The following is a 26563-nucleotide window of genomic DNA, read 5'->3' on the forward strand; positions in this document are numbered from 1 at the left end:
AGCGGCGCAGCACACAATGGCAGGGAAGGGCGTTCGGGCAAGACCTTTCAGCTCAATAGCCTGATGCGGTCGGACCAGTATCTGACGCCTCGGTCGATAGCTGCGTGAGCGGCTTCGAAGGCTTGGACGGCTTGCCGGTAGGGATCGGCGATTTCAAATAGATTGGATGGGCCCAGGTCGCCCAGGCAATGTATTTTTCCTCGCGACATGGGTTGCTGTTGTTCCAGTTCCCGCTTGTGCGCGCTCTCCATGACCAGTATCAGGTCAGCCCGTGTACACATCCAGCTTGTCATTTGCTGAGCCCGGTGCTCCGATAAGTCAAGGCCATGCTGCGTTGCGACCGCCTGAGCAAGGGGGTCAGCTGGCTTCCCGACCAACGCGGCCAAACCGGCCGACCAGATTGACTTGTCAGGAAACTGCTTCTTGAGCAAGGCTTCTGCCACGGGACTGCGGCAAATATTTCCGACGCAGACGACTAGGATGGAATCCATGATGGGCCGCCTATTTAGTGGTGTTTCGAGTGTTGATGAACAGGCTGTCGTAACTTGGCAGAACATTACTGATCACGCGGTTCCAGCGCACAACCGGAGCGGCGTCCACATATACGACATCCCGGGGCTTTAACTCAAAATCATTTGCCAGCATGAAGGCAGAGGGCGATCCCGCATCCAGATGATAGATTTGCGCCTGGGCGTTATCGGCGTTCTGTTCATTGGGGACTTTACGAATCACGTAAATCTGATTGGGGTCCGACGTAAGGGTGTTGGCTCCTCCCGCTTCACCGAGCGCTTCGGTCAATGACAAGCGGCCATCATGCATCTGCAAGGCACGGGGCGCTGAAACCTCTCCCAGCACGAAGATCTTCGACTCGTTGCGATCTACGACTCGCAGCAGGTCGCCTCCCGCGAGGAGAATCTTATTAGGGTTCACTCCCAGGCGAGTCAGCTGAGGAAGATTGATTTCGGTCGATACGCCTCCACGCGTAAGGATGACAGACGAACGATCGGCTGTCGGCGTGAAGCCGCCCGCGCGGTTGATCGCTTCTGGCAGTGTCATGGGGATGTCATCCATGGTCTGCAGGCCCGGCTCGCGCACTTCGCCGTCTACATAGACGCGTTCATGCCGATAGGCTTGCATTCGCACCGTCAATTGCGGATCCTTGACATACTTGGCAAGTCGTCGGGTCAATAATTCACGAGCTTGGTTTTCCGTCAGCCCAGCTAATTTAACCGGCCCGAGCAGGGGAAATTGAATAATTCCATCTGGATTGACGTTGTACCCATTACCGACATCAGCTTGGCTTGATGATCCTGTGCTGCGGTTGGAGGTTGCAGGGGCCAGGGCAAGTTCGGGATGTCCCCAGACGACAATATTGACGATATCGCCCGTGCCTATCCGGTAGGCCTTCCCGACACCGAACAGGCCCTGGACGTCTTTCTTTACTTCTTTAGAAAGATTGGTCCGCTGCTCGCTGATAAGGTCTTTCGTAATTTTGGTCAAAGCTCCTTCCGGAGCTTCATCACTCTCAAACGATTCCTGAACCGCTGTAGGACTTCCCATGTGCATGCCCGGTGAAAAGGTGCACGCAGACAACGCAAAGGCCGCGCCAATTATTGCGAAGATGGTTGTACAGCGATTGGTAAAGCTGGAATCGTTGGTTGAAACTTTGGATCTCATCAAATGAACTTTCAAAAACGTAGATTAAGAACGTGTTGTCCTATGGTTTACAAAGTGGCCGGGCAGGCTACCGCAGTGTTTTTTGCCAAAATGGCAGAAAACGCTGTATTGGCTTGGCTCTTATTTGTGGCGCGCGGTAGCGCCAACGGCCTGAACTTCGCTTTATCGCTTCCGCGATTTGCGTGCTTTCCGCAAAAATGCGGAAAATGGCGGTATACCCGCCCTTAGTTTTTGAGGTATGCGCAGCGCGGTGTGTATCTGGGCTGCGAACGATGGATAGTCTCTAAGGCCTAGACAAATTCAACTTGTCCCGGCTTCACCTTCACCAATTTTCTTTGGCCAAGGACTTCCATAAGCAGTAATACTCGTTTAGCGCCAACGGCATGAATCACACCCTCCATTCCGGCCAAAGGGTTATCGCGTAGCCGAACGTGTGCTCCGGTCCGAAACGGACTGATGGCATTCGGCTCCAGGCTGTTTCGACGGTTCTCCATTTCACGAATGGCCTGCAGAAGGTGCGGTGAAGCCTGCGCAAGCTCGCTGCCGAATGACACTACATGACTAACGCCCCTGCTGGATCGCGCTGCGGCGATGGACTGCTTCGAGCTAGACGGTCTGAAAAACAGGTAACGCGGGAACATCGGCTCATAGGAGGTCAACGCCTTTAGCCCGGGCTCCGGCGTCTGTGCAGAACCGGTGTTGCTTCCGTCGTTCTGATTGCGCACTTTGCTCGCTGGCATCTTAAAGGTCTTGAACAAGGGAAGGTAAGTCTGAAAAGCCTGCCGATTCAGATTCGTCTCCGCGATCCGTTCATGGCGAGGCTTGGTGTAAGCCACATACCAGACCCCGTCAGATTCCTGACCCACTGTAGTCTCCGCCGAAGAGGCGGTGTCCAGCATTTCGACAGAAGATTTGTCTTGTGTACAAAGCAAATCGCTTACCTCCTCTTCAAAGCCTTACATCTGCGTCGCCCGCGTCAGTAAAAGTTTAGTGACGGTGCACTTTATCAGAGGAGTTTGAGCGCTCTGTAACAAACCGCATTCAATTACGACTGGAAAAAAACATCTTGAATGTTCATAAAAAAGTAATAAATAAGGTCGTCACAAATAGATATGTATTACAAAATTATGAAATCACCGGTTGCATCGTGCTTGCATTTACAAGTTGAGCGGCCCTAATTTTGTTACGTGTTTTATAGGCTATATAGCCGATATTGCTGGCATTTTTGGCCATACTCATTTGTCTAAAATAGGCGTCCGCCCTAGTCAAAAGTAACGGTAGTTATGTGGTAATATTGAAGAAAGCAACTGAACGTGACTGCGATCTTTTGCACGCATTTAATCGAAAAGCGCTCCTCGTCCGCATCCTTGGCACCGGTTCTGTTGCTTTTTGTAGTTCTAAATTAGTAGAAACCCGGACATTCGGCGGCTGGTGAAATATTTTCCACCGTGATTCGCTCAGGTTTTTCATTCGTCGCGCTCCCCGCGCGGAATAGTTAATCTTTCCGACCTGGCGCCTCTGTTGGTGCATTTCATGAATACTTCTAAACTAAGCATCGCCTACAAGACCCCATCCGTTATCTTGAAAGTCAAAAACTCCACAGGTGCGCGCACGTTGACTATGTTGCTTCACTTCTTGGCCGGTATTGCGTTAGCGGCCTTCCTGGTTCCCGAGGGGGTAGGGATAGCATTGGGCTCGCTGTGCTTTGTTGTTGTGGCGAAAGCGGTGTATGACTATGTCGATGGCGGAGCCATCAAGTTTGAAAGCATTGTGGCTCTCGCAGCCGGTGGGGTGCTGTCTTTGATCATTGCCCAGTTTATGGGCTGGTAAACGATCATCCGTATAGCGTGCCTGCGCTTGTGTGCAGGCAACAAAAAACCCTGACTAGCTAATGCCGGTCAGGGTTTTTTTAGTATCTGGACCAGAGGTCCGGAAAATTTGGAGGCGCAACTCGGAATCGAACCGGGGTGGACGGATTTGCAATCCGCTGCATGACCACTCTGCCATTGCGCCGCAGGTAAAACACATGTGAAAAAGGGAAGCACCATGGCTTCCCTTTTTCGAATTTGGAGCGGGAAACGAGGCTCGAACTCGCGACCTCAACCTTGGCAAGGTTGCGCTCTACCAACTGAGCTATTCCCGCATTTGTACTGCTGCCAAAATTTCTTTTCAGTGTTGGCTGGTTAGTAACCTTGCTGAAAGAAGCTTCGCAGTATAACTACTTTTTTGACGCAGTGCAAATCAAGCTGATTTGCCATTTGCCTGTGTGGGGCTTAACAGCCTCGTACGTGCAAACGTTTTCTTTTTAAGTGAAGCGATAGCCATGTGCTTAAAAAGACCGCCAAAAATCTAGTAATATTTAGCCAAGACCAAAATAATAGCATAAATGTATGGGGGTCTGTCAAATCGTTATCAACTTCAGGCTGAATTTTGCTGCAAATTACACATCAGGACCTCACTTCTCTTAATACGCTGGGCTTGCGCGCGTACGCTAATGCTTTTCTGCGGTATGACTCTCACGCCCATTTGTCGGAACTGTCAGACGTAGCGTGCGATTATCCGGCTGTGTTCATATTAGGTGGGGGGAGCAATGTTGTGCTGGCCCCCGCGCTGGATTGTCTGGTCATCAAGGTCGAGTCGCGAGGGATCGCCATTGTTAGTGAAACTGATCGCGAAGTCATTGTCGAAGCTTATGCCGGAGAAGTTTGGCACGATTTCGTAGCGAGCTGTTTGGCGCAGGGCTGGAATGGTCTTGAAAATTTGGCGCTTATCCCCGGTACGGTGGGCGCGGCGCCTGTCCAGAATATCGGCGCTTATGGCGTCGAGCTGGATCAGCGCTTTCACAGTCTGGTTGTTTGGGATATGGCCACCAAGCAACTGCTGGAAATGAGTGCCGCCGACTGCCAATTTTCATATCGCAATAGTTTCTTCAAACGAGCGGAACCCGGTAGATGGCTTATCGTCAAAGTCCGGTTCTCATTCAAGCGGGACTGGCAGCCCGTAATAGACTATCCCGATCTACAACAGCACCCGGTACTTCAGAAGGCGGGCGCCTCTGTGATGGCTAGCCAGATATTCGACGCTGTCTGCGAAATAAGACGCAAAAAACTACCTGATTCTTCGGTCATGGGAAATGCCGGCAGTTTTTTCAAGAACCCCGTGGTTTCTGGCGATGTATTCAGTGATATCAAAGCCCGTTTCCCCGGTTTGGTTGCGTATCCGCAGGCTGGCGGCGACTATAAACTTGCCGCCGGCTGGCTGATAGATCAAGCTGGATGGAAAGGGCGGCGTCTTGGACCCGTTGGGGTGCACGAGCGCCAAGCTCTGGTCCTGGTGAATCATGGCGGGGCCACGGCACACGATATTGAATCGCTGGCCGACGCGATACGCATTGATGTCGCCGACCGTTTTGGAGTACGCCTGGATCAGGAGCCAGTAATCGTGGACGACAGGTTGCGCGATACGTAGGCGCCTGCTCGCAAGATTCGCGGGCAGGCTGCCACTTTAGCTGGCCAATACATCCTGCATATCGAACAGGCCAAACTCCTTACGCGACAAATAACGCGCGGCGCGAAGGCTGCCTTGGGCATAGGTTGCCCGGCTGCTCGAGCGGTGGGTAATTTCGATTCGCTCGCCGGTGCCGCAGAAATATACCGTGTGGTCGCCGACGATATCGCCGCCGCGCAGCACCGAAAAGCCGATCTGTCCGGTTTCGCGTGCCCCGGTTTCACCATGACGCGCCCAGTCGGCGATGTCGTCCAGGTTTTTGCCCCATGCCGAGGCTACTGTCTGACCCATTGCTAGCGCAGTGCCCGAAGGGGCATCGACCTTATTACGATGATGTGCTTCGAACACCTCGACGTCATAGCCGCTGTTAAGCAGCCTGGCCGCCATATCGAGCAACTTAAGCGTGGCATTGACGCCGACGCTCATGTTTGGGGCGAAGACCACTGCTATTTTTTGACCCGCCGCCTGAATGGCCCTTTTGCCGGCATCGTCGAACCCGGTGGTGCCAATGACGCATTTCACCCCGTGCGTCACGCACGCCTGCAGGTGCGCCAGCGTACCCTCCGGACGGGTGAAATCGATCAGGCAATCTGCCTGTGCAAGATCGTCGAGCTTATCGCTGATAAGCACGCCCGTTTCACGGCCCAGGAAAGTTCCCGCATCCTGACCCAGGGAAGGCGAGCCGGCGCGATCGAGCGCTACCGTCAGCTTGAGGTCAGGACTTTCCATAACGGCTTCGATGAGCATGCGCCCCATACGGCCGTCAGCCCCTGCTATAGCAATACGCATTGTTTCTCCTAGCGCAAAGGTTCGGCGCCGCTTCGACCGGGTGTCGGCACGCCTAAGGTGGAACGCCGCTGCTCGTTCGCGTTAATTATTGGCTTTCTGTGTTGTGGTTCAGCGCTTTCGGCCTGCACCGGCGATTCAACCGTCCCTATGGGCGCGACAGTGTTGACAGGAGCGTTTTGAGATTCGATCGGTGTCTGCGGCGCCGATTCACTGCTAATTGAGCCTTGGGGCGTGCCGTCTTTACTCGCCCCGGTATCAGCTTTCTGGAATGGTTGCCGGTCGGGCTGTTCGTCGCCTTCCCAGCGGCTTAAGCTATCGCCTTCGAACCAGGCAGTGAACTTGCGATCTTGTTCTTTGCCATACCCTGGCTTGTTGTAGTAAGGATAGTCCCAGCGGTCGCTGTGGAATATGTCCTGCAGGGTCGGCGTTCCCAGGATGAATCTGACCTGTTCACGCGTCATACCCTTCTGTAATTGTGTGACTTGCTCCGAGGTAATCCAGTTACCTTGCTGTACATCGGGCCGGTAAGGAAAGCCCCAATTGGTTGAGCCGCAGGCAGAAAGCGCCACGGCTAGTACACTTGCAGCCATACCGGCGCGAAGCATTGAAAATACTGGTTTTGCAGTCGTCAGCACGAAGCGCCCCTGTTATATTCGGATCGAGTAAAACCGTTATCATAAAGGTTTAAGAATAAACGCATAATAGCGTTAGTCTGCGTCAGGCGTACGGCACTGTGCTGGAAGCCTGCCACATAATCATTACCGCCAGAGATATTTTAGCTATGAATGACCAAAGTGAATTAAAGACTATGGGCTTGAAGGCGACGTTTCCGCGCCTCAAGATTCTTGATATTTTCCGACGGGCCGATTTACGCCATCAAAGCGCCGAAGACATTTACCGTACCCTGATCGCCGAAGAGGTCGATATTGGCCTGGCAACCGTTTACCGCGTGCTTACCCAGTTCGAGCAAGCAGGTATCCTGGTGCGAAGCCAGTTCGACGGGGGGAAAGCCGTATTCGAGCTAAACGATGGTGATCATCACGACCATCTTATCTGCACAAATTGTGGCAAGGTGGTGGAATTCACCGATCACGAAATTGAAAAGCGCCAGCACAAGGTCGCCAAGGATCAGGGGTTTCACTTGGAAAGCCATACCATGCTGCTGTACGGAATTTGCCCCGAGTGTTCCCCTAAACACACTAAATAGGCATCATTTCACCCCGCGAGCAGCATTTCCCTAGCGTGCTTGCGGGTTGTGTCGGTGATTTTAAGGCCCCCCAGCATACGGGCGACCTCGTTGATACGGCCCTGTGCGTCCAGCGGCTCGATAATCGACAGCGTGGTGCTTCCACTTGTCGATTTTTTGACTTCATAATGCTGGGAGCCGCGCGCTGCGACCTGTGGAAGATGCGTAACGCACAATACCTGGTGACGTTCGCCAAGCTCACGCAGAAGGCGACCCACCACCTCTGCCACGGCTCCGCCCACCCCGGTATCGACCTCGTCGAAAATTAGCGTTGGCACCCGTGCGGCTTGGCTCGCAATGACGGATAGCGCAAGCGATATGCGAGCAAGCTCGCCGCCCGAGGCCACTTTGGCCAAGGGTTTTGGTCGCGTGCCGGCATGCCCGGCAACCAGGAAGTCGACGGTTTCATTGCCATGCGCGGAAGGTTCACAGGCGTTCAGGCTTACCTCGAATGCACCGCCTTTCATCGCGAGCGTCTGCATGACTTCGGTGACCTGTTTTGTAAGCTTTTTACCGGTTTGCCGGCGCGCTGTGCTGAGCTGGTCGGCCAGGGAGCGATAGGCATTTTCGCCTTCCCGGGCTTCTTTGATCAGTAGGTCGATGTTGCCTGCATGTTGGCTGAGGGCCAGCTGGTCGCGCCAAGACTGTTGCAGCGCGGGAAGCTCTGCAGGTTCGATTTTGAACTTGCGGGCCATGTCGAAAATTGCGGACATGCGCTGTTCGGCGTGTGCGAGCGCTGCTGGGTCCAGTTCGAGTTTGTCGAGATAGCTGTTCAGATCCGATATTGCCTCGGAACTGGCGATGCGGGCCGATTCGATGGATTCGTAAACGCCCTGCAAATGGCTATCGTGGCGTAGCAACTGGCGAATTTGATGGGATGCTACATTCAGACCCTGTTGGACCGAACCTTCATCTTCTCCGAGGGCGGCCAGCGCCTGGGTGGCGCCATCAAGCAGCGCCTGGGCGTGAGCCAATCGATTGTGGGCGTTGGTGATGTCATCCCATTCGCCCTCGTGCAGTGCCAGCCGGTCAAGTTCGGACAATTGCCATTCCAGGCGTTCGCGTTCTTCTTGGAGCGCCGCTGCATTTTCTCGCACGGTGATCAGTGTTTTCTCGGCTTGCTGCCATTGTTGCCATGCCTGTTGCACTTGCCGCGCCAAGGCTTGTTGCCCTCCTTGGGCGTCAAGCAAGTCGCGCTGGCTGGCAGATTTAAGCAGGCTTTGATGGGCGTGCTGGCCGTGAATGTCGACCAGGTGTTCAGCGAGCTCTCGCAATTGCCCTAGCGTGACGGGTAGGCCGTTGATGAAAGCCCGGCTGCGGCCCTGATTGTCGATGACGCGGCGCAATACCAGGTCATCGTCGATATCAAACTCGTGTTCGCTCAGCCATGAGTGCAACGATGCGGGAGGTTCGAAGACGGCAGAGATATCTGTTCGGGTGGCGCCCTCGCGCAGCACGCTGGTATCGCCCCGACTTCCTAGGGCGAGGGAGAGGGCATCGATCAGTATGGACTTGCCAGCGCCCGTTTCGCCGGAGAAAACCGTGAAGCCGGTTTCGAACTGGATCTCGGCCTGATCGACGATGACAAAGTCGCGTATGTGCAAGGTACGCAGCATTTATTATTCAACCTCGTCCGAAAGTTGTGGCATTTGATTCCAGTAAAGCTTTCGCCGCAAGGTCGAAAAAAAACTGTAGCCTATCGGATGAATGAATCGCACCGTATGTTTCGCGCGGCGCACATCAATGCGGTCGCCTGGCTGGCAGTCGGACCATGTTTGCATGTCGAAATGCACGCTGGCCCCGGAATCAACTCGGCCCAAAGCGGTGATGGTAAGGCTTAGCAAGCCCGAATCCGGAAGGACAATAGGGCGGTTCGAAAGCGTTTGCGGTGCCACCGGCACCAGCAGGATGGCGTTGAGCTCGGGGTGTACGATAGGGCCATTCGCCGAAAGCGAATAAGCGGTCGAACCTGTAGGAGTCGCTACAATCAAGCCGTCGGCACGTTGGCTGTACATGAACGCGCCGTCAAATTCCACGCGTACTTCTATCATGCCGCCCCGGCCGGCACGGTTCAGGACTACGTCATTTAGGGCAAGACCCGCGAACATAATGTTGCCGTCGCGTACAACGCGCCCCTCAAGCAGGACACGATCTTCGCTTTCGTACGTGCCATGGATGACGCTGGCCAGGGCATCGTTGGCGCTATGCAGGGGAATATCGGTAATGAAACCGAGTCTGCCGTGATTTATACCAATAAGTGGGACGCCACTGTATGCCAATTGGCGGGCAGCGCCAAGCATGGTGCCATCCCCGCCCATTACGACGGCAAGATTGGCTTGTTCGCCGATTGCCTGGTAATCGGCGACAGGATAATCTGTAATGGCGGTATTCTGAGCGGTATCAGATTCGATCAACACTTTGCAGCCCGCGGCCTGTAGTGTGCTGGCCAGTTTGCGTAAAGGCGCATCAAGGCCGCTGTCTTGATACCTGCCGATAAGCGCAACGGTTTTAAAGTGCATAAAGGTAAATACCTTGTTGTTTGATGAAATAATAAGGACTAATCGATTATATGGTCCCCACAGCCTTATGGCTGTAGGTAGAAAAACCAGTGTTTACAATTTACCCTGAATCAAGCCATGGATGACCGAGCCAACGCGCTTTTGAAAGCGCTTATAGAACGCTATATTGCAGACGGCCAGCCCGTAGGCTCCCGTACGCTCTCGAAGATGTTCGACCTTTCCCCGGCAACCATACGCAATGTCATGGCGGATCTTGAAGACCTCGGGCTTATCCATAGTCCGCATACGTCGGCCGGCAGGGTCCCAACGCCCAAGGGTTATCGACTTTTTGTCGATCGTTTGCTGGCGGTGCAGCGGTTCGAGGTTCTGCCCTACAGCGATATACGTCAGATCCTTCCGGCTGCCGAACCAGGCAGGGCGGTTACCGCAGCCGCTGCGCTTTTGTCGAATTTATCCCAGTTCGCTGGGGTGGTGTTGGCGCCAAAACGCGCACAGGTTTTTCGCCAGATCGAATTCATTCGCTTGTCCGACAAACGTGTCCTGCTGATTATCGTCACCCCTGATGGCGATGTGCAGAATCGTATCTTGTTTGTATCTCGCGATTATCTCGATCAAGAGCTTCTCGAAGCAAGCAATTTTTTCAACCAGCATTTTGCCGGCATGTCGTTCGAGCAGGTCAGGCTTTCGATTACCGACGAACTGTCTTCTCTGCAAGCGGATATCTCGCGTCTGATGCAGGCGGCCGTCGAGGCGGGCACTGCGACGGCAGATTCGGATGAGTCCCTGGTTATCTCTGGCGAAAGCAAATTGCTGGATATTTCCGAAATCGCGTCCGATATGGATCGCTTGCGTCGCATGTTTTCGCTTTTCGAAAAGAAAACCGATCTTTTGCAGTTGCTGGACGTGTCCAGTCGCGCTCAAGGGGTACAAATCTATATCGGCGGCGATTCGCAACTCATGCCGGTAGACGACGTTTCGGTGATTACGGCGCCTTACGGCGTCGATGGCCGGGTGGTCGGAACGCTTGGCGTCATTGGGCCTTCGCGCATGTCCTACGAGCGGGTCATCCCCATCGTCGACATCACCGCAAGGCTACTGTCCAACGCCCTTAGCCATAATCAGTCCTGAATAAAGGCCAAAACCCCATTTAGCCTGTAGCATCCGCTACAGCTTTCGACCGAACTATCCGGATGCTGTAATAAATGACCCAGATTTTTGCTTCGCGGTACTTGCCCGAACCCGCGGACCCCCACGCCCTTAGCAGTCAGCCCCCGCCTCGCGCCGATCGGCCGGTAGGGGTGCTGTTGATCAATCTCGGTACCCCGGATCATCCTGATGCGAAATCCATACGCCGCTATCTAGGCGAGTTCCTTTCCGATCCGCGTGTTATAGAGATCCCTCAATGGATATGGCAGGTAATATTACGTGGCTTCATTTTGACCCGGCGGCCCCAGGCGCTGGCGCCGCGCTACAAAGAGATCTGGCTGGAAGACGGTTCGCCCCTTCTGGTCTGGAGCCAGGCCCAGGCGGAAGGGATCCAGCAACGTCTCGCGGCCAGCGGCGTGCCGGTTTTTGTGGAACTGGGCATGCGCTATGGCAATCCTTCGGTCGCCAGCGCCATCGACAAGTTACGTAATGCGGGGTGCGAGCGCATTCTTGTGGTACCGATGTACCCACAGTACGCGGCCAGTACAACAGCCACTGCGGTCGATTGTGTGGCGGCCCACGTGGGCAAAATGCGTGACCAGCCCGAACTACGCTTTGTCAAACGCTATCACACTGATCCTGGCTATATCGGCGCACTCGCGGCTCAAGTACACCAGTACTGGGGCCGGCATGGCACACCTCAACGTCTGCTACTCAGTTTTCACGGCCTGCCGCGACGAACAGTCGAGCAAGGCGACCCCTATCATCGCGATTGCATGGAAACCGCGATATTGCTGAAAGAGCGCCTAGGCCCGGATGCAAGCCGAGTCCATGTTTCCTTTCAGAGTCGATTTGGCGCTGAAAAATGGCTGGAACCTTATACTGAACCAACGCTACGTGAATGGGCGAGGCAAGGGGTCACCCGAGTCGATGTCATGTGCCCGGGCTTCTTGGCCGATTGCCTCGAAACTCGGGAAGAGATCCAGATGCAATGCCGTGACGCGTTTCTCGAAGAAGGCGGCCAGCAGTTCCGTTATTTGCCTTGTTTGAATGATGATCCGGCCTGGATCGCTGGTTTTACTGACCTGGTGAAGAAACAACTCACCGGCTGGATATCCTGATTTAACCTCGGCCGACAGGTTATTTGCGGTTGGAATAAACTAGCAACGTCACCGGCGCGCGTCTAAAACTGTACCGCAGGCGGCCCGCGACTTCTTCGACTCCGTCATGCATACCGCCGTGACGCTGGCACAGACCCATCGCTGAATCCAGAGCAGGTTCTAGTCCTTATCTGACATCTCAGGTCTTGAAACGGGGGCGTATGCCCCCATTTTTATCAAATTGAATATACCTAGTATGTGGAGATTTTTTATGTCGGCATCAAACGAGTCCCTTGATCCCAAGCAAAACCTATCGGCTGATACCTCCGAGCAGCTCGAGGTCAACGAAGGCCAGGCCGAGGCTCCAGGCACAGAAGCGCAGGCCCAGGAAGATTGGGCGACCTTATTGTCCGAGGCTCAGGAACAGGTGGCGCAGTATCATGACGAGTTGCTGCGCGCCAAGGCTGAAGTCGAAAATATTCGTCGACGCGCTGCAGACGACGTTGCCAAGGCGCGTAAGTTTGGCACGGAATCCTTCGCCGAAAGCCTTATTCCGGTGCGCGATAGTCTGGAAGCGGCCCTGGCCCAACCCGACCAAAGTGCCGAAGCCTGGAAAGATGGCGTTGAAGTGACTCTGCGTCAATTGAACGTGGCATTCGAACGCAATCTGCTCAAAGAATTGGCGCCTGGTGAAGGCGAGGCTTTCGATCCCCATAAGCACCAGGCTATTTCCACTGTGCCGTCTACGCTTCCCGAAGGCACGGTGGCCCAGTTGCTGCAAAAGGGCTACACCATCGCGGATCGCGTTCTGCGTCCCGCCCTTGTAATGGTGTCTTCCGGCCCATCTGCTCAAAACGACTAAAAAATACGGGATAAGGCTTGAAATGGCGCCTTGTATCCCCATTTGCTAGTCATTAAGGCAGTTTTCGAATTTAAAAATTTTTAGCAGGATGAGATTATGGGCAAGATTATAGGTATTGACCTTGGCACTACCAACAGCTGTGTTGCTGTCATGGATGGTAGCAGCGTCAAAATCATCGAGAATGCAGAAGGCACCCGTACTACGCCTTCCATTGTGGCCTATCTGCAAGATGGCGAAATTTTGGTGGGTGCTCCCGCCAAGCGTCAGGCAGTGACCAATCCAAAAAACACGCTTTATGCCGTCAAGCGTCTTATCGGCCGGAAATTTGACGAAAAAGCCGTCCAGAAAGACATTGATCTGATGCCGTACAGCATTCTCAAGGCTGACAACGGCGATGCATGGGTCGAAGCGCAAGGCAAAAAGCTTGCGCCTCCTCAAGTTTCGGCCGATGTGCTGCGTAAAATGAAAAAGACGGCAGAAGACTACCTGGGTGAAGAAGTCACCGAGGCCGTCATCACGGTTCCCGCCTATTTCAACGACAGTCAACGTCAGGCAACTAAAGATGCTGGCCGTATCGCCGGTCTGGAAGTCAAGCGCATCATCAACGAGCCCACCGCGGCAGCACTCGCCTTTGGCATGGACAAGACTGAAAAGGGTGATCGAAAGATCGCCGTTTATGACTTGGGCGGCGGTACCTTCGATATTTCGATTATCGATATTGCTGACGTCGACGGTGAAAAGCAATTTGAAGTGCTATCGACCAACGGCGACACTTTCCTTGGTGGCGAAGACTTCGATCAACGCATCATTGAATACATCATCAGCGAATTCCGTAAGGAAAGCAGCGTTGACCTGTCCAAAGACATGTTGGCGTTGCAGCGCCTGAAAGAATCCGCCGAAAAAGCGAAGATTGAACTGTCCTCGGCGCAGCAAACCGAAATCAACCTGCCTTACATCACGGCAGACGCTACTGGTCCGAAACACCTTAGCCTGAAAATCACACGTGCCAAGCTCGAGGCGCTGGTCGAAGAGCTGATCGAACGTACGATGGCCCCATGCCGTACGGCCATCAAAGATGCTGGCGTAAAGGTCTCCGATATCGACGACGTGATTCTTGTCGGCGGCATGACGCGCATGCCCAAGGTTCAGGAAAAGGTTAAAGAGTTTTTCGGTAAAGAGCCTCGTAAAGACGTTAATCCTGATGAAGCGGTTGCTGCCGGCGCGGCGATCCAGGGTTCGGTGCTTTCGGGCGATCGCAAAGACGTGTTGCTGCTGGATGTCACACCCCTGTCCCTGGGTATTGAAACCCTGGGCGGCGTAATGACCAAGATGATCCAGAAGAACACGACGATACCTACCCGGTTTTCGCAGGTGTTTTCCACAGCCGACGATAATCAGCCTGCCGTCACCATCAAGGTCTTTCAGGGCGAGCGCGAAATCGCTGCCGGTAATAAGGCGCTGGGCGAGTTCAACCTGGAAGGTATTCCGCCGGCAACCCGCGGCACGCCGCAAATCGAGGTCACCTTCGATATCGATGCCAACGGTATATTGCATGTGTCCGCCAAAGACAAAGGCACCGGCAAGGAAAACAAGATCACGATCAAGGCAAACTCGGGTCTTACCGAGCAGGAAATCGATCGCATGGTGAAAGACGCTGAAGCCAATGCGGAAGACGACCATCGTGTGGCCGAACTTGCTTTGGCGCGCAACCAGGCCGATGCGCTGGTGCATTCCACCCGCAAATCGCTGGAAGAGTATGGCGATAAGTTAGAGGCATCCGAAAAAGAAACGATCGAAGCCGCAATTAAAGACCTCGAAGATTCTCTGAAAGACGCTGACAAGGCTACTATCGACGCCAAGGTCGAAGCGCTATCCAAGGCTTCGCAAAAACTGGGCGAAAAGATGTATGCCGACATGCAGGCTCAGGCTGCGGCTTCTCAAGGTGCCGCTGAAGCTGCCGAGTCTGCTGACGACAATGTGGTCGACGCCGACTTCAAAGAGGTCAAGCGCGACCAGTAATTGTTGGTTGTAATGCTTTGAGCCCGGTTTCTGGTGTAATGCCGGAAATCGGGCATTTTCGCTCATAGATACACAAAGAATAGACGTCTCAGACGCAAGTAATCCAAAATGGCAAAACGCGACTATTACGAAGTGCTGGGGGTAGCAAAAAATGCTTCCGACGATGAGCTGAAGAAGGCTTATCGCAAACTGGCAATGAAGTACCATCCGGACCGTAATCCGGATAGCAAGGAATCCGAGGAAAAATTCAAGGAAGCCAAAGAGGCCTACGAGATGTTGTCCGACGAACAAAAGCGCGGTGCCTACGATCGCTACGGCCATGCCGGAGTTGATCCCAATGCGGGCGCCGGAGGTATGGGCGGCGCAGGATTCGCCGACGCCTTTGGCGATATTTTTGGCGAAATATTCGGTGGCGGCGGGCGCCGTGGTGGCGGCCCTCAGGTATATCGCGGTGCCGATCTTAAATACACGCTCGATATCAGCCTCGAGCAGGCAGCTAATGGCTTCGACACCGAGATCCGCGTACCAAGCTGGGAAAGCTGTGATGTTTGTCACGGAACGGGCGCCAAACCTGGAACTCATGCGAAAACGTGTCACACTTGCGACGGTAGCGGTGCGGTGCGCATGCAGCAAGGTTTTTTCAGTGTGCAGCAAACCTGCCCGACTTGTCATGGGGCCGGAAAAGAAATCACCGATCCATGCGTGGCTTGTGACGGCGTAGGCCGTACGCGCAAGAATAAGACTTTGCAAGTCAAGATCCCAGCCGGTATCGACGACGGAATGCGGATACGGTCATCGGGCAATGGCGAACCGGGTGTCAACGGTGGCCCTCCGGGCGACCTTTACGTCGAGATCCACCTGAAACCTCATGGCATTTTCCAGCGCGATGGGGAAGACCTGCACTGCGAACTTACCATTCCGTTTACCACGGCGGCATTGGGTGGCGAGCTTGAAGTTCCGACGTTGTCGGGCCGGGGGGAAATCACAATACCCGAAGGCACACAAACCGGCAAAACCTTCCGCCTGCGTGGCAAAGGTATTCGAGGTTTGCGAGCCAGCTACCCAGGGGATCTTTACTGCCATATTTCGGTCGAGACGCCCGTGCGCCTCAGCGAAGAGCAAAAGAAAATTTTGCGTCAGTTCGAGACTTCGCTTACACAGGGCGGAGAAAAACATTCGCCCAAAAGCGAATCCTGGACTGACCGTGTGAAGAATTTTTTCTCGTAGCAGGCGGCTCAAAAGGGGTGTCGCGTCCAAACCGGCACATTCATCCCTTCGGAACAGTCAGTAGAGCAAAAAGCAGGGTCATGCGGCAATTGCCGCATGACCCTGCTTTGTTATACAAGCACTAGCCATTTGCGTGATGGCTAGCTCCGGTGCATCAGGGCTTGCGGGCCGTTTCGCGCGGTCCCTGTTTGCTCTGGTCTGCCGCGACAGCGGTGCTGAATTGTTGAGGTTGCAGCGATTGACGCAGCGCCGCATTGACGGTATCCGGAGTCAATGCAGCAAGCGCCTTATCTATTTTCTCGGACCAGTCAAAAGTCCGGTCTTGCTGCATGTAGTTGATCCACGCCGAGACCAGTACACTGTCTCGTGTGCGGGCAAGCTTACGGTAGTTAAGCAGGGCATTGACACCCTCTTGAACTTCCTCTTGGGTAAAGCCTTCCTTCAGCGCACGCTGCAATTCTTCGTCAACCGCTTTTTCGAGTTGCTTGCTATTCTGTGGTGCGTGAATCGCATAGATGGTCCAGCCGCCGGATGGTTCATAAGGAGAGGCGTCCAGACTACTGCGCACGTCGTATGACAGTCCGTCTTTGACGCGCACGCGTGTCCACAGGCGAGAGGTTTCAGAACCCCCGAGCATGTAGTTGGCGAGGTACAGAGCAGGGTAGTTGGAGTCGGTATCCTGTAGCGCCAGGGGAAGTTTGCTCAGGTAAAAGCCATTTGCCTTATCCGGAGTGTTAATGTTGAATTCTTTTGGCGCAAGAGCATGGTAGGGGTCGCTAACCCGCTCATAGCGGGGCGCTTGGCGCCAGTCTTTCAAGCCCTGAGTCAAAGCCGTCTTGATCGCCGCAGGTTCAAAAGCGCCGACTGCGGCAAATTCGATCGTACCGGCACCATAAAACTCAGCGTGGAAGTCCGTCAAGTCTTTGGGTGTAAGCGCGGCGATATCGCTTTGTGCCTCTTCGAAGGTGGGCGTGTAGCGGACATCATCTCGTGGCCACGGATTATCGTAGCGTGCCAGTGCACGTGATGCCAGCGCACTCGGTTCGGCCATCGCGTTTTTTATCGAAGTTTGCGCCTGACGCTGATATTCGGTGAGCTCCCGGGCCGGAAAATTTGCTTCGCGCAAAATTTGCAAGACAAATTCAGTAAGGGCAGGCAGGTTTTTCTTGGTGGTCGACATATCAACCAGCACGATTCCAGCCCCACCGCCAAAGCTTACGCTCGCTTCAAGGGCGTTGAACTTATCTTGAATTTCCTGACGCGACATGGTGGCCGTGCCATGATCCAGTAGTGATGCGACGGAACTCGAAATTGCGCGTTTTCCCTTCAAGGTTTCGGCAGTGCCGAACTGAACCAGAAGATTGGCTTCGACGCGATTGCCCCGCGTGGGCTTGGGAAGCAAGGCAAGTTTAACTTGTCCATTGGGGAGGTTAAGTGGCGTGCGCTCGGTAGAGGCATTGATGTTGGCCGGGCTCGGGTCGAAGGCGGCAGCGATTTCGCCGGTTTCCTCTCCCTTATAGTCTTTCAGAAGCGCTTGCACATCGCCAATGGCGACTGTCTGTGGCGCACGTATCGGCTGCTCGGTAGGAATATACAAGCCGTTGGTACGATTGCTTGGCGTCAGGAAGTCCGCAGTGACGCGTTGCACGTCAGCTAACTGTATGTTTTTGATTCTGTCGCGCTGCAAGAAAAACAGGCGCCAGTCGCCATCGGCCACCGACTCCGACAAGGCGCTCGCCAGGCTGACGGGATCCGCGTAGGTTTGCGACCAGTCCGTGAGCCATTTATTCCGTATGCGATCCAGGTCCGACTGGATGAAAGGCTCTTTAGCGACCGAGTTCACGGTTTCGTCCAAGGTCTGAATGGCTTTGGTTTGATCCATGCCGGGTTCCAGCTGGGCGCCAAAAAAGGCATAACCGGGTTGTCTCAGGCCGGCAGTAAAGCCAAAGATCTCGGCACTTAGATTATTTCCAACCAGGTTGTGGTACAGGCGGCCAGAGGGCGTGTCCGCCAATATGCCGACGCCAATGTCCAGCGCCGCAAATTCGGGGCTTGCCGCGGCCGGGGCATGGTACATGGCGGCAATCAAGGGGCTACCCCCTTGGCGGCGCAATATAACCTCCCGTTCGCCATCCTGGACGGGCTCTGTGGTGTATTCAATGGGCAGTTTGCGATCAGGGCGCGGAATCTTGTTGAAAGCTTGCGCGATGGTCTGCAGAGTGGCCGCGGGGTCGAATCCACCTGAAACAATCAGCACGGCATTGTCAGGTTGGTAGTACTTTCTGTAGAAGGCCTGTAATTGGCCAATGTCGACGTTCTCAACATCGGAGCGGGCGCCTATGGTGCTGTTTCCGTAGTTGTGCCACTGAAAGGACGCCGCCTGCATTTGCTGCATCAGCATCTGGAAGGGGCTGTTTTCCCCGCGTTCCATTTCGTTGCGCACGACTGTCATTTCTGAATCGAGGTCTTCCCGGGCGATCAGGGAATTGACCATGGCGTCGGCCTGCCAGCCCAAATACCAGGTAAGAGTTTCGGGATTCGCGGCAAAGCTCGCGTAGTAATTGGTTCGATCGCTGCTGGTTGAGCCGTTTGCCTGCAAGCCGCGCTTGGAGAATTCGGCCAGCGCATTCTTCATGGTCGGAGTGCCCCGGAATAGCATGTGCTCGAGCAAATGAGCCATTCCCGTCTGACCATAGCTTTCATGGCGTGCGCCGACAAGGTAGGTCATATTGACCGTAGTGGTGGGCTTTGAATCGTCAGGGGCCAACAGTACTCGCAAACCATTTTGCAGAGTGTATTCGGTGACGCCTTCAACAGCGGCCCCTTGGGTAATACCAGATGGCAAATCCAGGGCCGATGACGGAAGCGCCAAGAAGCTTAGGACAAGCAATGAAAGCAGACGGGTTCTGATTCGAGTTAGAGACAATAGCATGCACCGAGATCCGGAAAAGAAGGGGAAAGAACTGCCAGGCAGTGGAACCGAGCCTTGCAGGCGTGCTGATTCAGTTTGTTCTATTTGGACAGATTACGCATGGCTTGTTCAAGCCCGCTTACTGTGACACCGTACATGCGCTCGTGCATGATGTTCTTGATTATGGCGATAGATTGCCGGTATTGCCAATAGCCTTCGGGCTCGGGATTCAACCATACGGCTTTGGGCCAGTTGTCGAGCAAACGCTGAAGCCAGGCAGCGCCTGTCTCTTTGTTGTAGTGCTCGACAGAACCGCCTGGCTGCAAAATTTCGTAAGGACTCATGGTGGCGTCTCCGACAATGATCAGCCGCCAATCGTCGTTGTACTTGCGCAGTATGTCCCACGTGTCGAAGCGTTCGGCGGTGCGTCGCCGATTATTTTGCCATAGCGATTCGTAAGGGCAGTTGTGAAAGTAATAGACATCCAGGTGGCGAAATTCGCTGCGGGCAGCAGAGAATAATTCTTCTACCCGCGCGATATGGTCGTCCATGCTGCCGCCCACATCAAGCAGCATGATCACCTTCACCGTGTTATGACGCTCTGGCACCATTTGCAGGTCAAGGAACCCGGCATTTCTGGCGGTACTGGCTATGGTATGGTCCAGATCGAGCTCGAGTTCGGCGCCTTCCCTGGCGAAACGCCGTAAGCGCCGCAAGGCCATTTTGAAGTTGCGCGTTCCTAATTCCTGCTGATCGTCGTAATCCCGGTATTCGCGTTTTTCCCATACCTTGATGGCGGTACGGTTGCCAGCGGAAGGCCCCCCGATACGAATTCCTTCGGGATGGTAGCCACCATGCCCGAAGGCCGAGGAGCCGCCTGTGCCTATCCATTTGTTGCCGCCAGCATGCCGTTCTTTTTGCTCTTCCAGGCGCTGCTTGAAGAGCTCCATCAGTTTGTCCCAGCCGTGTTTCTCGATGGCAGCCTTTTGTTCAGGGGTAAGGTTTTTTTGGAATTCTTTGATCAGCCAATCGAGCGGGATTTCTGTTTCAGTCGGGATTGCGGCTTCCAGATTGCGATAAAATTCGCCGAAAGCCTGATCGTAACGATCGAACAGCGTCTCGTCCTTTATCAATGTCATGCGCGCAAGATGATAAAAGTCATCTATGGTCGGATGCATGAGGCTGGTTTGCAGCACATTCAAAAGGGTCAGGTATTCCTGCACCGAAACTGGTAGTTTGCGAGCCCTGAGATGGTAGAAAAAGTCAATCAGCATGGCGCAGCTTCAGTTGGTATTCAAGATGTTTTTCAACCTCGGGCCACTCGCCAGCCAATAAGCTATACATGACGGTATCCCGTACGGAACCATCGCGTCGCAACGCATGATTGCGCAAGACCCCGTCTTTACGCGCGCCAAGACGCTCGATCGCACGCTGCGAAGCAAAGTTGAAATTGTCGGTGCGCCAGCCTGTGACGCGTGCACCCAAAACTTCGAAAGCATGGCGCAATAATAGCAGCTTGCTCGCCGTATTCACATGCGTGCGTTGCCAGTGTTTGGCATACCAGGTATAGCCGATTTCCAGTCGCGCAACAGGGTGAGCAATGTCGTGATAGCGCGTCGTACCGATAATATTGCCGCTGCCTTGTTCGATAACGGCGAAAGGCAGCATGTGTCCCTCATGCTGGCCTGCTAATGCTTCGCTGATGTAGCCCGATGCGGCTCCTGGTTCGGGTACCGATGTAACCCGTATTTGCCATAGTTTTCCGTCGGTGGCCGCCAATTCCAAGCTTGCTGCATGGTCTTGTTGCAAAGGAACCAGTTTTACTCCGTAACCTTCCAGCGTCACCGGTGCCGGCGCTATACGAAAGCCTTGCGTTGTGGTCATCAAGCTCATCGAGCCTCCTTCCTGAAAGCATTGCAAAGTGGTTGAAGGTATCGGTTATCGGCGCTGACTGACGCGAGTCATGGCGGCCAGTCGCTGGAGCAGGGTGAGGTCTTGTTCGTTTTTAAGCAGAGCACCTGCCATCAAAGGCAAGTCCCCTTTTGTATTGCTGATGTCTTTGGCCGAAATGGCTTCGTTCAGTAGCAGGCGCAGCCAATCAAGGAATTCGGACGTCGATGGCTTCTTTTTAAGTCCCGGCGCTTCGCGCAGGGCGAAGAAGGTGTCGAGCGCTGCTCTCAGTACATCTTCTTTGATGGTGGGGTAATGAACTCCCACGATTTCTTGCAAGGTGGCGCGATCCGGAAAGGCAATGTAGTGGAAGAAACAGCGTCGTAGAAAAGCGTCAGGCAAGTCCTTTTCGTTGTTCGATGTGATGATGATCAGCGGTCGATGCCTGGCCGTGATGGTTTGACGCGTTTCATAGACATGAAACTCCATGCGATCGAGTTCACGTAGCAGGTCGTTAGGGAACTCGATATCGGCCTTGTCGATTTCGTCGATCAGCATGACCACGGGTTCTTCGGCCTCGAAGGCGCTCCATAATGTCCCTTTGACAATGTAATTGCCGATGTCGCGCACTTTTTCGTCGCCCAACTGGGAATCGCGCAGGCGCGAGACCGCGTCGTATTCATACAAGCCCTGGTGCGCCTTGGTCGTCGATTTTATGTGCCACTGAAGCAGCGGACGGCTCAGCGCGGCGGCCACTTCTTCTGCCAGCATGGTCTTGCCGGTACCAGGCTCACCCTTGATCAGTAAGGGGCGCTGCAGCGCAAGCGCGGCATTGACGGCCAGCTTCAGATCATCGGTGGCGACGTAGCGCTCGGTGCCAGTGAAGCGTTCTGAAGGAATAGGATTGGCAGCAGAGGTCATAGGTTTCGTTCCGTATGTGCAGTCGGATCTGCAACGTTAGAGGACATTGGTGTATAGCTTGCTTCAATTATCGTACAATCTCCATTTTTCGTTGATTGTTTGATATAAATCAACCGTCATTCACTGCTTAACAAGAGCTATTATGAAGCTGCGAACCCCTATGACGCGCACTTTTGCTGCGCTGGCCGTTATGGCTTCCTGTGCAATTGCGGGCCAAGCCCTTGCGGCAGATGCTGCGCCCGTGGGCGACGCCAAGGCTGCTTTGTCTAAGACCTCGATGTGCATTGGCTGCCATGGTATACCAGGCTACAAATCAAGCTATCCCGAGGTCTATCATGTGCCGATGATTGCCGGACAGAACGCCGAATACATCGTTACTGCCCTGAAAGACTATGCCAGCGGCACGCGTTCGTTCCCTACCATGGAAGCGATCGCACAAAGTCTGACGCCACAAGATATGGCCGATTTGGCTGCTTATTATTCCAGTCTTAAATAATCGGGGGCCAGCATGAAAAAATTGTCACTCACATTGGCGGCTTCCGCCATGTTCGCCTTTTCGTCGGGTGCTTCTGCCGCCGATCTCGTCGCCGGTAAAGCCGCATTCCAGAAATTTGCCTGTGCATCGTGCCATGGCGCTGACGGCAAGACGTCGGTCATGCCGTCGTATCCAGTTCTTGCCGGTCAGCATCAGGATTACCTCGAGCACTCGCTACGGGCCTACAAGCGCGGTGCCGCTGGTGCGCCGGCTACCTCCAATATTCGGAAAAATGCCGTAATGGGTGCCATGGTCGCACAGCTATCGACTGCCGATATCGCTAATATCGCTGGCTGGTTGTCGAGCCTTCCATCACCACTCGCCGTGCGCAAGTAAATGCTTCATTGCAGGCCGTCTGCACTGCACCGGTCGGCATGCTCATATTCATAAAAACTGGCGACTGGAAACAGACGCCAGTTTTTTTATCGGCTTCGTGTTGCGTGGCGTTGTATTAATTCCAGGTATCGGTCACTGTCGAATGGCGTGCCCAAACGCTGAGCCTCCCAGATCACTTCACCCAGTGCTTCCATGATGATATGCGCTGCCTCATGGGCGTCGCGGGTGGCGCACAGGCCTTGGAAAGCTGCCTTTATTCCGGGAGGCTGATCGATGGAAAGCTGTTCATTGATGGCCAGGTGCATGGATAAATGTAGAAAGGGGTTGGTCCTGCCTCCTTCTACCGGAAAATCGGCTTCTGAAATATCAACGTTCTCGAGATCCGCCTGATATTCAGGATGCAGTTCGACAAGGTCTGTAGCCATCGTTTCAAGAGGCGTCAGCACGCCGGCCTGCTTGCGCTTGGCCCATGCCTCTGTAAAAAACTGCCGTACCTGTTCCCGCGATGGGTTAAACATAAAGCGTCTCGTGGTCTTGAACCACACCATTCTGTGAAAAGCCCATTTTAAGGCCTGTTTGATACGTGCGCGGGAAGTTGTATGCTTGAGGGCTGCAGTCAGAACGTAAATTAGGCTAAACTACTCTTATATAAGACCAAAGACTTCCTTACGTTTTGTTTATCCGATTCTTACTCCTTATAGAGCACAACTGGAGCATACATGTCCTATCAGCACATCAAGGTCCCCGCAGCGGGCCAGAAAATCACGGTTAACGCCGATTTCTCGCTTAATGTTCCCGACGAACCCATTATTCCGTTCATCGAAGGCGATGGCACTGGCGCTGACATCACTCCCGTCATGCTCAAGGTCGTTGACGCTGCGGTTGCCAAGGCATATGCCGGCAAGCGCAAGATTCACTGGATGGAAGTCTATGCCGGCGAGAAATCGACAAAGGTGTACGGCCCCGATGTCTGGTTGCCCCAAGAGACCCTCGACGCTGTAAAAGACTATGTTGTATCGATTAAAGGCCCATTGACGACCCCCATCGGCGGCGGCATTCGTTCGCTGAACGTGGCACTGCGTCAACAACTGGACCTGTACGTTTGTTTGCGCCCAATCCAGTATTTCAAGGGCGTTCCTTCGCCTGTGAAAGAACCCGAAAAAACCCACATGGTTATCTTCCGCGAAAACTCGGAAGACATCTATGCCGGTATCGAGTTCGAAGCAGAAAGCGCCAACGCCAAGAAGCTTATCGCTTTCTTGCAGAATGAACTTGGCGTTAACAAAATCCGTTTCCCTGAAACGTCCGGCATTGGCATCAAGCCCGTTTCCCGTGAAGGTACGCAGCGCCTGGTACGGAAAGCGATCCAGTATGCGATCGACAACGATAAGGCTTCGGTCACCCTGGTGCACAAGGGTAACATCATGAAGTTCACCGAAGGTGGATTCCGTGACTGGGGCTACGAGCTTGCACAAAAAGAATTCGGCGCCGAGCTGATCGATGGCGGTCCATGGTGCAAATTCAAGAATCCGAAAACGGGTCGCGAGATCACTGTTAAGGACTCGATCGCTGATGCATTCTTGCAGCAGATTCTGTTGCGTCCTGCCGAATACGACGTTATCGCTACCCTGAACCTGAACGGCGACTATGTCTCCGACGCCTTGGCTGCTCAAGTGGGCGGTATTGGTATTGCCCCCGGTGCAAACCTGTCCGACTCCATCGCCATGTTCGAAGCCACACACGGCACAGCACCAAAATACGCCGGCAAAGACTACGTGAATCCAGGTTCCGAAATTCTTTCAGCGGAAATGATGTTGCGCCATATGGGCTGGACCGAAGCCGCCGACCTGATTATTTCCAGCATGGAAAAATCGATCTTGTCCAAGAAAGTTACTTATGACTTCGCGCGTCTGCTCGAGGGTGCAACCCAGGTATCGTGCTCTGGCTTTGGCCAAGTCATGATCGAAAACATGTAATACCCGTCTACCGTAGTAAACGGTAGTCATTAAACCCGCATAGCTACACGCTTTGCGGGTTTTTCATATTCGTGTGGCAGCGAACGTGTTTGCACCCATTCTTGAAGGCGGCACACAATGCGCCTATGACTAAATGCGACTTGATACCGCTCCAGGCTTGGCATACCATGATGACGTCTTCGAATATAGGTGGGTTCATGCAAGCATTCGGTAACGCGTGATGATGTTGTCTGCGCATTCTGCCGCGTTGCTGCATGTGCTCTTCGTGGTGGCCATTGTCGCCGAGGCAATGACGGCGGCAGTGTCAGCGGGCCGGCGCAGCATGGACTGGGTCGGCGTATGCTTGCTGGGATGCGTTACGGCCCTGGGCGGTGGGTCTGCCCGCGATATCCTGCTGGGCCATTATCCCTTGACTTGGGTCCAAAACCCGTACTACCTGTTGATCACGGTAGCCGCTGCCTTCACCACGATCCTCACTGCGCGTCTGATGCATCATTTGCGGAGGCTATTTCTGTTTCTGGACGCCGTGGGCCTGGTGGTGTTCACCGTGATTGGCTGCAATGTGGCCATGGAAATGGGATTGCCCCTGGTTGTGGTGGCGGCGTCGGGACTAATCACCGGCTGTGTTGGCGGTGTCCTCCGGGACATCCTGTGCAACGATATCCCGCTGTTGTTCCAGTCAGAACTTTACGCCACCGTGTCCATGGTCACGGCGGCGATCTATGTGGGCGGTCTAAGGGCAGAGATGGGCCATGATCTGATTATGGGAATTGCGATGGTCGCCGGCCTGACGCTCCGGCTGCTGGCACTCCGATTCAGCTGGGGCATGCCTAAGTTCGTTTACACGCGCGATGAGCATTGACTCAGAATTTCTTAGTACAGTTCCGAATACTTTTCGAAATGGCCATCGGATGCACAATCCAAGGCGGCCTGGCCCCCATATCCCGAACGATGCAGAAGAAAACCGGTACGTACCTGTTGGGCGCATAAGGCGTCCGCATGGGTATCGCCGATGAGTATGGCGTCGGCCGCTTCGGTGTCTATTTGGAGCAGCGTATGCATAAGCGGCGCTGGATGCGGTTTAGCGTGGTCCGTAGTATCGCCACCCGTGACGTAGCTGAAAAAAGGTAGAATTCCGCAGCGGTCAAGCACCTTTATGGCATCCGCTCTGTTCTTGTTAGTGCACACTGCCATGATGCTGCCGCGCGCACGATGGAGCTGTAGCAGTTCCATAACACCGGGATACAGTTCCGATTCCGCGTGGGCTTGCGACCGATAATGGATCATATAGGTGTGCTGCAGCTGTTTCTGAGCCGATTCAGGAATCCCCAGCATTTGCGTCACAGCACCAACAATGTCAGCTAGTGTCGCATGAAGGTTGGGTACTAAGGCATCCGGTGCAAGCTCGTTGTAGCCGCCTGACCTTAGCGCACCATTCATGGCCCGGCGTATGTCGGGTTGTGTGTCGACGAGCGTACCGTCCAGGTCGAATATCAGTGCTTTGCGGGAAGCGAGTAGATGTGCAACGCTCATTTCAAATCATCTCCGGACTACCTTGGGGGTAGCCGTATCGTTAAAAGCCAGGCATCTGGCATGTGTATCAGACAAGGTATCTATTGGCAAGCGTCATTTCATGCGAAAGATGCATACTGTACGTGTCCAATATGTCATTAATGTGAAGGCACGGGTCCATCGCGAAAAATCTCGCGCTCACCCCCGGTTACGGAGTTCCGGGTGTCTTTCAAAGGCTCGGTCCCTTATATCGTGCACCAAAATGAAGAAATATGCCCGGAAGTGGCCATATTTGGCATTAACATAGTGCATTCCCTAAGTGTTAGCTTATGAAAAATCGTGCACAATTCGTTCCATGCAGGTGAGGAGACAAAGCCCTGCATGGGCACG

25 protein-coding genes and 2 tRNA genes are annotated in these 26563 nt (G+C 54.1%); 12 read left to right on the plus strand and 15 right to left on the minus strand.

All coding sequences use genetic code 11. From position 1 onward, the window contains the following. Positions 1-47 precede the first annotated feature (47 nt). The 3 genes from EKL30_RS11495 to EKL30_RS11505 form a co-directional block, all read right to left on the minus strand. Positions 48-494 carry a low molecular weight protein-tyrosine-phosphatase gene (locus tag EKL30_RS11495; protein ID WP_370246265.1) on the minus strand — a complete coding sequence of 149 codons (447 nt, stop codon included), beginning with the start codon at positions 492-494 and terminating at the stop codon, positions 48-50. Positions 495-501: 7 nt separating this feature from the next. Continuing rightward, a complete protein-coding gene (locus EKL30_RS11500) occupies positions 502-1560 on the minus strand; it encodes a polysaccharide biosynthesis/export family protein (protein ID WP_233583046.1) in 1059 nt (352 codons plus the stop codon). 407 nt (positions 1561-1967) lie between these two features. Further along, positions 1968-2609, minus strand: coding sequence for a transcription termination/antitermination protein NusG (locus tag EKL30_RS11505; protein ID WP_126707384.1), 642 nt, complete (start codon positions 2607-2609; stop codon positions 1968-1970). 601 nt (positions 2610-3210) lie between these two features. On the opposite strand from EKL30_RS11505, the gene EKL30_RS11510 reads away from it, so the two are divergent. Beyond that, positions 3211-3507: a hypothetical protein gene (locus EKL30_RS11510; RefSeq protein ID WP_126707385.1), complete on the plus strand. Its 297-nt coding sequence runs from the start codon at positions 3211-3213 to the stop codon at positions 3505-3507. Positions 3508-3616: 109 nt separating this feature from the next. Here EKL30_RS11510 and EKL30_RS11515 read toward each other — a convergent pair. Together EKL30_RS11515 and EKL30_RS11520 are read right to left on the minus strand one after the other, a co-directional pair. Then, positions 3617-3690: transfer RNA gene (locus EKL30_RS11515), tRNA-Cys, on the minus strand. 54 nt (positions 3691-3744) lie between these two features. Beyond that, a tRNA-Gly gene (locus EKL30_RS11520) sits at positions 3745-3820 on the minus strand. A gap of 284 nt (positions 3821-4104) precedes the next feature. Here EKL30_RS11520 and murB point away from each other — a divergent pair. After that, the gene (murB, locus tag EKL30_RS11525; RefSeq protein WP_126707386.1) at positions 4105-5145 is read left to right on the plus strand and encodes a UDP-N-acetylmuramate dehydrogenase; all 1041 of its coding nucleotides are present in this window, start codon (positions 4105-4107) and stop codon (positions 5143-5145) included. Positions 5146-5181: 36 nt separating this feature from the next. Here murB and dapB read toward each other — a convergent pair whose 3' ends face one another. Together dapB and EKL30_RS11535 are read right to left on the minus strand one after the other, a co-directional pair. Then, positions 5182-5973 (minus strand): 4-hydroxy-tetrahydrodipicolinate reductase, encoded by a 792-nt coding sequence (gene dapB / locus EKL30_RS11530; RefSeq protein ID WP_126707387.1) that lies wholly within the window; start codon positions 5971-5973, stop codon positions 5182-5184. A gap of 8 nt (positions 5974-5981) precedes the next feature. Then, complete coding sequence (locus EKL30_RS11535) at positions 5982-6563, minus strand: outer membrane protein assembly factor BamE (RefSeq protein ID WP_126707388.1); 582 nt, start codon at positions 6561-6563, stop codon at positions 5982-5984. 191 nt (positions 6564-6754) lie between these two features. Between EKL30_RS11535 and fur the strand changes: the two genes are divergently transcribed. Continuing rightward, on the plus strand, positions 6755-7180 hold the full coding sequence (gene fur, locus EKL30_RS11540; RefSeq protein WP_126707389.1) for a ferric iron uptake transcriptional regulator: 426 nt from the start codon (positions 6755-6757) through the stop codon (positions 7178-7180). An 8-nt stretch (positions 7181-7188) separates the two neighbouring features. Here fur and recN read toward each other — a convergent pair whose 3' ends face one another. Beyond that, the gene (recN, locus tag EKL30_RS11545) at positions 7189-8835 is read right to left on the minus strand and encodes a DNA repair protein RecN (RefSeq protein ID WP_126707390.1); all 1647 of its coding nucleotides are present in this window, start codon (positions 8833-8835) and stop codon (positions 7189-7191) included. A 3-nt stretch (positions 8836-8838) separates the two neighbouring features. Further along, complete coding sequence (locus tag EKL30_RS11550; protein WP_126707391.1) at positions 8839-9738, minus strand: NAD kinase; 900 nt, start codon at positions 9736-9738, stop codon at positions 8839-8841. Between the two features lie 117 nt (positions 9739-9855). Between EKL30_RS11550 and hrcA the strand changes: the two genes are divergently transcribed. From hrcA to dnaJ, 5 genes are all read left to right on the plus strand, one after another. Continuing rightward, positions 9856-10866: a heat-inducible transcriptional repressor HrcA gene (gene hrcA / locus EKL30_RS11555; RefSeq protein ID WP_126707392.1), complete on the plus strand. Its 1011-nt coding sequence runs from the start codon at positions 9856-9858 to the stop codon at positions 10864-10866. 74 nt (positions 10867-10940) lie between these two features. After that, positions 10941-12005 (plus strand): ferrochelatase, encoded by a 1065-nt coding sequence (hemH, locus tag EKL30_RS11560; RefSeq protein ID WP_126707393.1) that lies wholly within the window; start codon positions 10941-10943, stop codon positions 12003-12005. 250 nt (positions 12006-12255) lie between these two features. Continuing rightward, the gene (gene grpE, locus EKL30_RS11565; RefSeq protein WP_126707394.1) at positions 12256-12846 is read left to right on the plus strand and encodes a nucleotide exchange factor GrpE; all 591 of its coding nucleotides are present in this window, start codon (positions 12256-12258) and stop codon (positions 12844-12846) included. A 96-nt stretch (positions 12847-12942) separates the two neighbouring features. Continuing rightward, complete coding sequence (dnaK, locus tag EKL30_RS11570; RefSeq protein WP_126707395.1) at positions 12943-14865, plus strand: molecular chaperone DnaK; 1923 nt, start codon at positions 12943-12945, stop codon at positions 14863-14865. Between the two features lie 108 nt (positions 14866-14973). Then, positions 14974-16092 (plus strand): molecular chaperone DnaJ, encoded by a 1119-nt coding sequence (gene dnaJ / locus EKL30_RS11575; RefSeq protein ID WP_126707396.1) that lies wholly within the window; start codon positions 14974-14976, stop codon positions 16090-16092. Between the two features lie 154 nt (positions 16093-16246). Here dnaJ and EKL30_RS11580 read toward each other — a convergent pair whose 3' ends face one another. The 4 genes from EKL30_RS11580 to EKL30_RS11595 form a co-directional block, all read right to left on the minus strand. Beyond that, positions 16247-19024 carry a pitrilysin family protein gene (locus EKL30_RS11580; protein WP_126707397.1) on the minus strand — a complete coding sequence of 926 codons (2778 nt, stop codon included), beginning with the start codon at positions 19022-19024 and terminating at the stop codon, positions 16247-16249. An 80-nt stretch (positions 19025-19104) separates the two neighbouring features. Then, on the minus strand, positions 19105-20277 hold the full coding sequence (locus EKL30_RS11585; protein WP_126707398.1) for a VWA domain-containing protein: 1173 nt from the start codon (positions 20275-20277) through the stop codon (positions 19105-19107). Next, positions 20267-20887 (minus strand): GNAT family N-acetyltransferase, encoded by a 621-nt coding sequence (locus EKL30_RS11590; RefSeq protein ID WP_126707622.1) that lies wholly within the window; start codon positions 20885-20887, stop codon positions 20267-20269. Before EKL30_RS11590 ends, EKL30_RS11585 begins: the two co-directional genes overlap by 11 nt. A gap of 54 nt (positions 20888-20941) precedes the next feature. Further along, entirely contained in the window at positions 20942-21814 is an 873-nt protein-coding gene (locus EKL30_RS11595) for a MoxR family ATPase (protein ID WP_126707399.1), read from the minus strand. A gap of 142 nt (positions 21815-21956) precedes the next feature. On the opposite strand from EKL30_RS11595, the gene EKL30_RS11600 reads away from it, so the two are divergent. Together EKL30_RS11600 and EKL30_RS11605 are read left to right on the plus strand one after the other, a co-directional pair. Beyond that, entirely contained in the window at positions 21957-22310 is a 354-nt protein-coding gene (locus EKL30_RS11600) for a c-type cytochrome (protein WP_126707400.1), read from the plus strand. 12 nt (positions 22311-22322) lie between these two features. After that, entirely contained in the window at positions 22323-22685 is a 363-nt protein-coding gene (locus EKL30_RS11605; RefSeq protein ID WP_126707401.1) for a cytochrome c, read from the plus strand. A gap of 86 nt (positions 22686-22771) precedes the next feature. On the opposite strand, the gene EKL30_RS11610 is transcribed toward EKL30_RS11605, so the two are convergent. Beyond that, a complete protein-coding gene (locus EKL30_RS11610; RefSeq protein ID WP_126707402.1) occupies positions 22772-23203 on the minus strand; it encodes a DUF1841 family protein in 432 nt (143 codons plus the stop codon). A 201-nt stretch (positions 23204-23404) separates the two neighbouring features. Between EKL30_RS11610 and icd the strand changes: the two genes are divergently transcribed. After that, complete coding sequence (icd, locus tag EKL30_RS11615) at positions 23405-24661, plus strand: NADP-dependent isocitrate dehydrogenase (RefSeq protein WP_126707403.1); 1257 nt, start codon at positions 23405-23407, stop codon at positions 24659-24661. A gap of 223 nt (positions 24662-24884) precedes the next feature. Continuing rightward, complete coding sequence (locus tag EKL30_RS11620) at positions 24885-25523, plus strand: trimeric intracellular cation channel family protein (protein WP_126707623.1); 639 nt, start codon at positions 24885-24887, stop codon at positions 25521-25523. A gap of 11 nt (positions 25524-25534) precedes the next feature. Here the strand turns inward: EKL30_RS11620 and EKL30_RS11625 are convergent, their stop codons facing one another. Continuing rightward, positions 25535-26194, minus strand: coding sequence for an HAD family hydrolase (locus EKL30_RS11625; RefSeq protein WP_126707404.1), 660 nt, complete (start codon positions 26192-26194; stop codon positions 25535-25537). Positions 26195-26563: the final 369 nt, after the last annotated feature.

This window comes from Candidimonas sp. SYP-B2681 (genome assembly GCF_003971065.1).
Taxonomy (GTDB): Bacteria; Pseudomonadota; Gammaproteobacteria; order Burkholderiales; family Burkholderiaceae_B; genus Pollutimonas.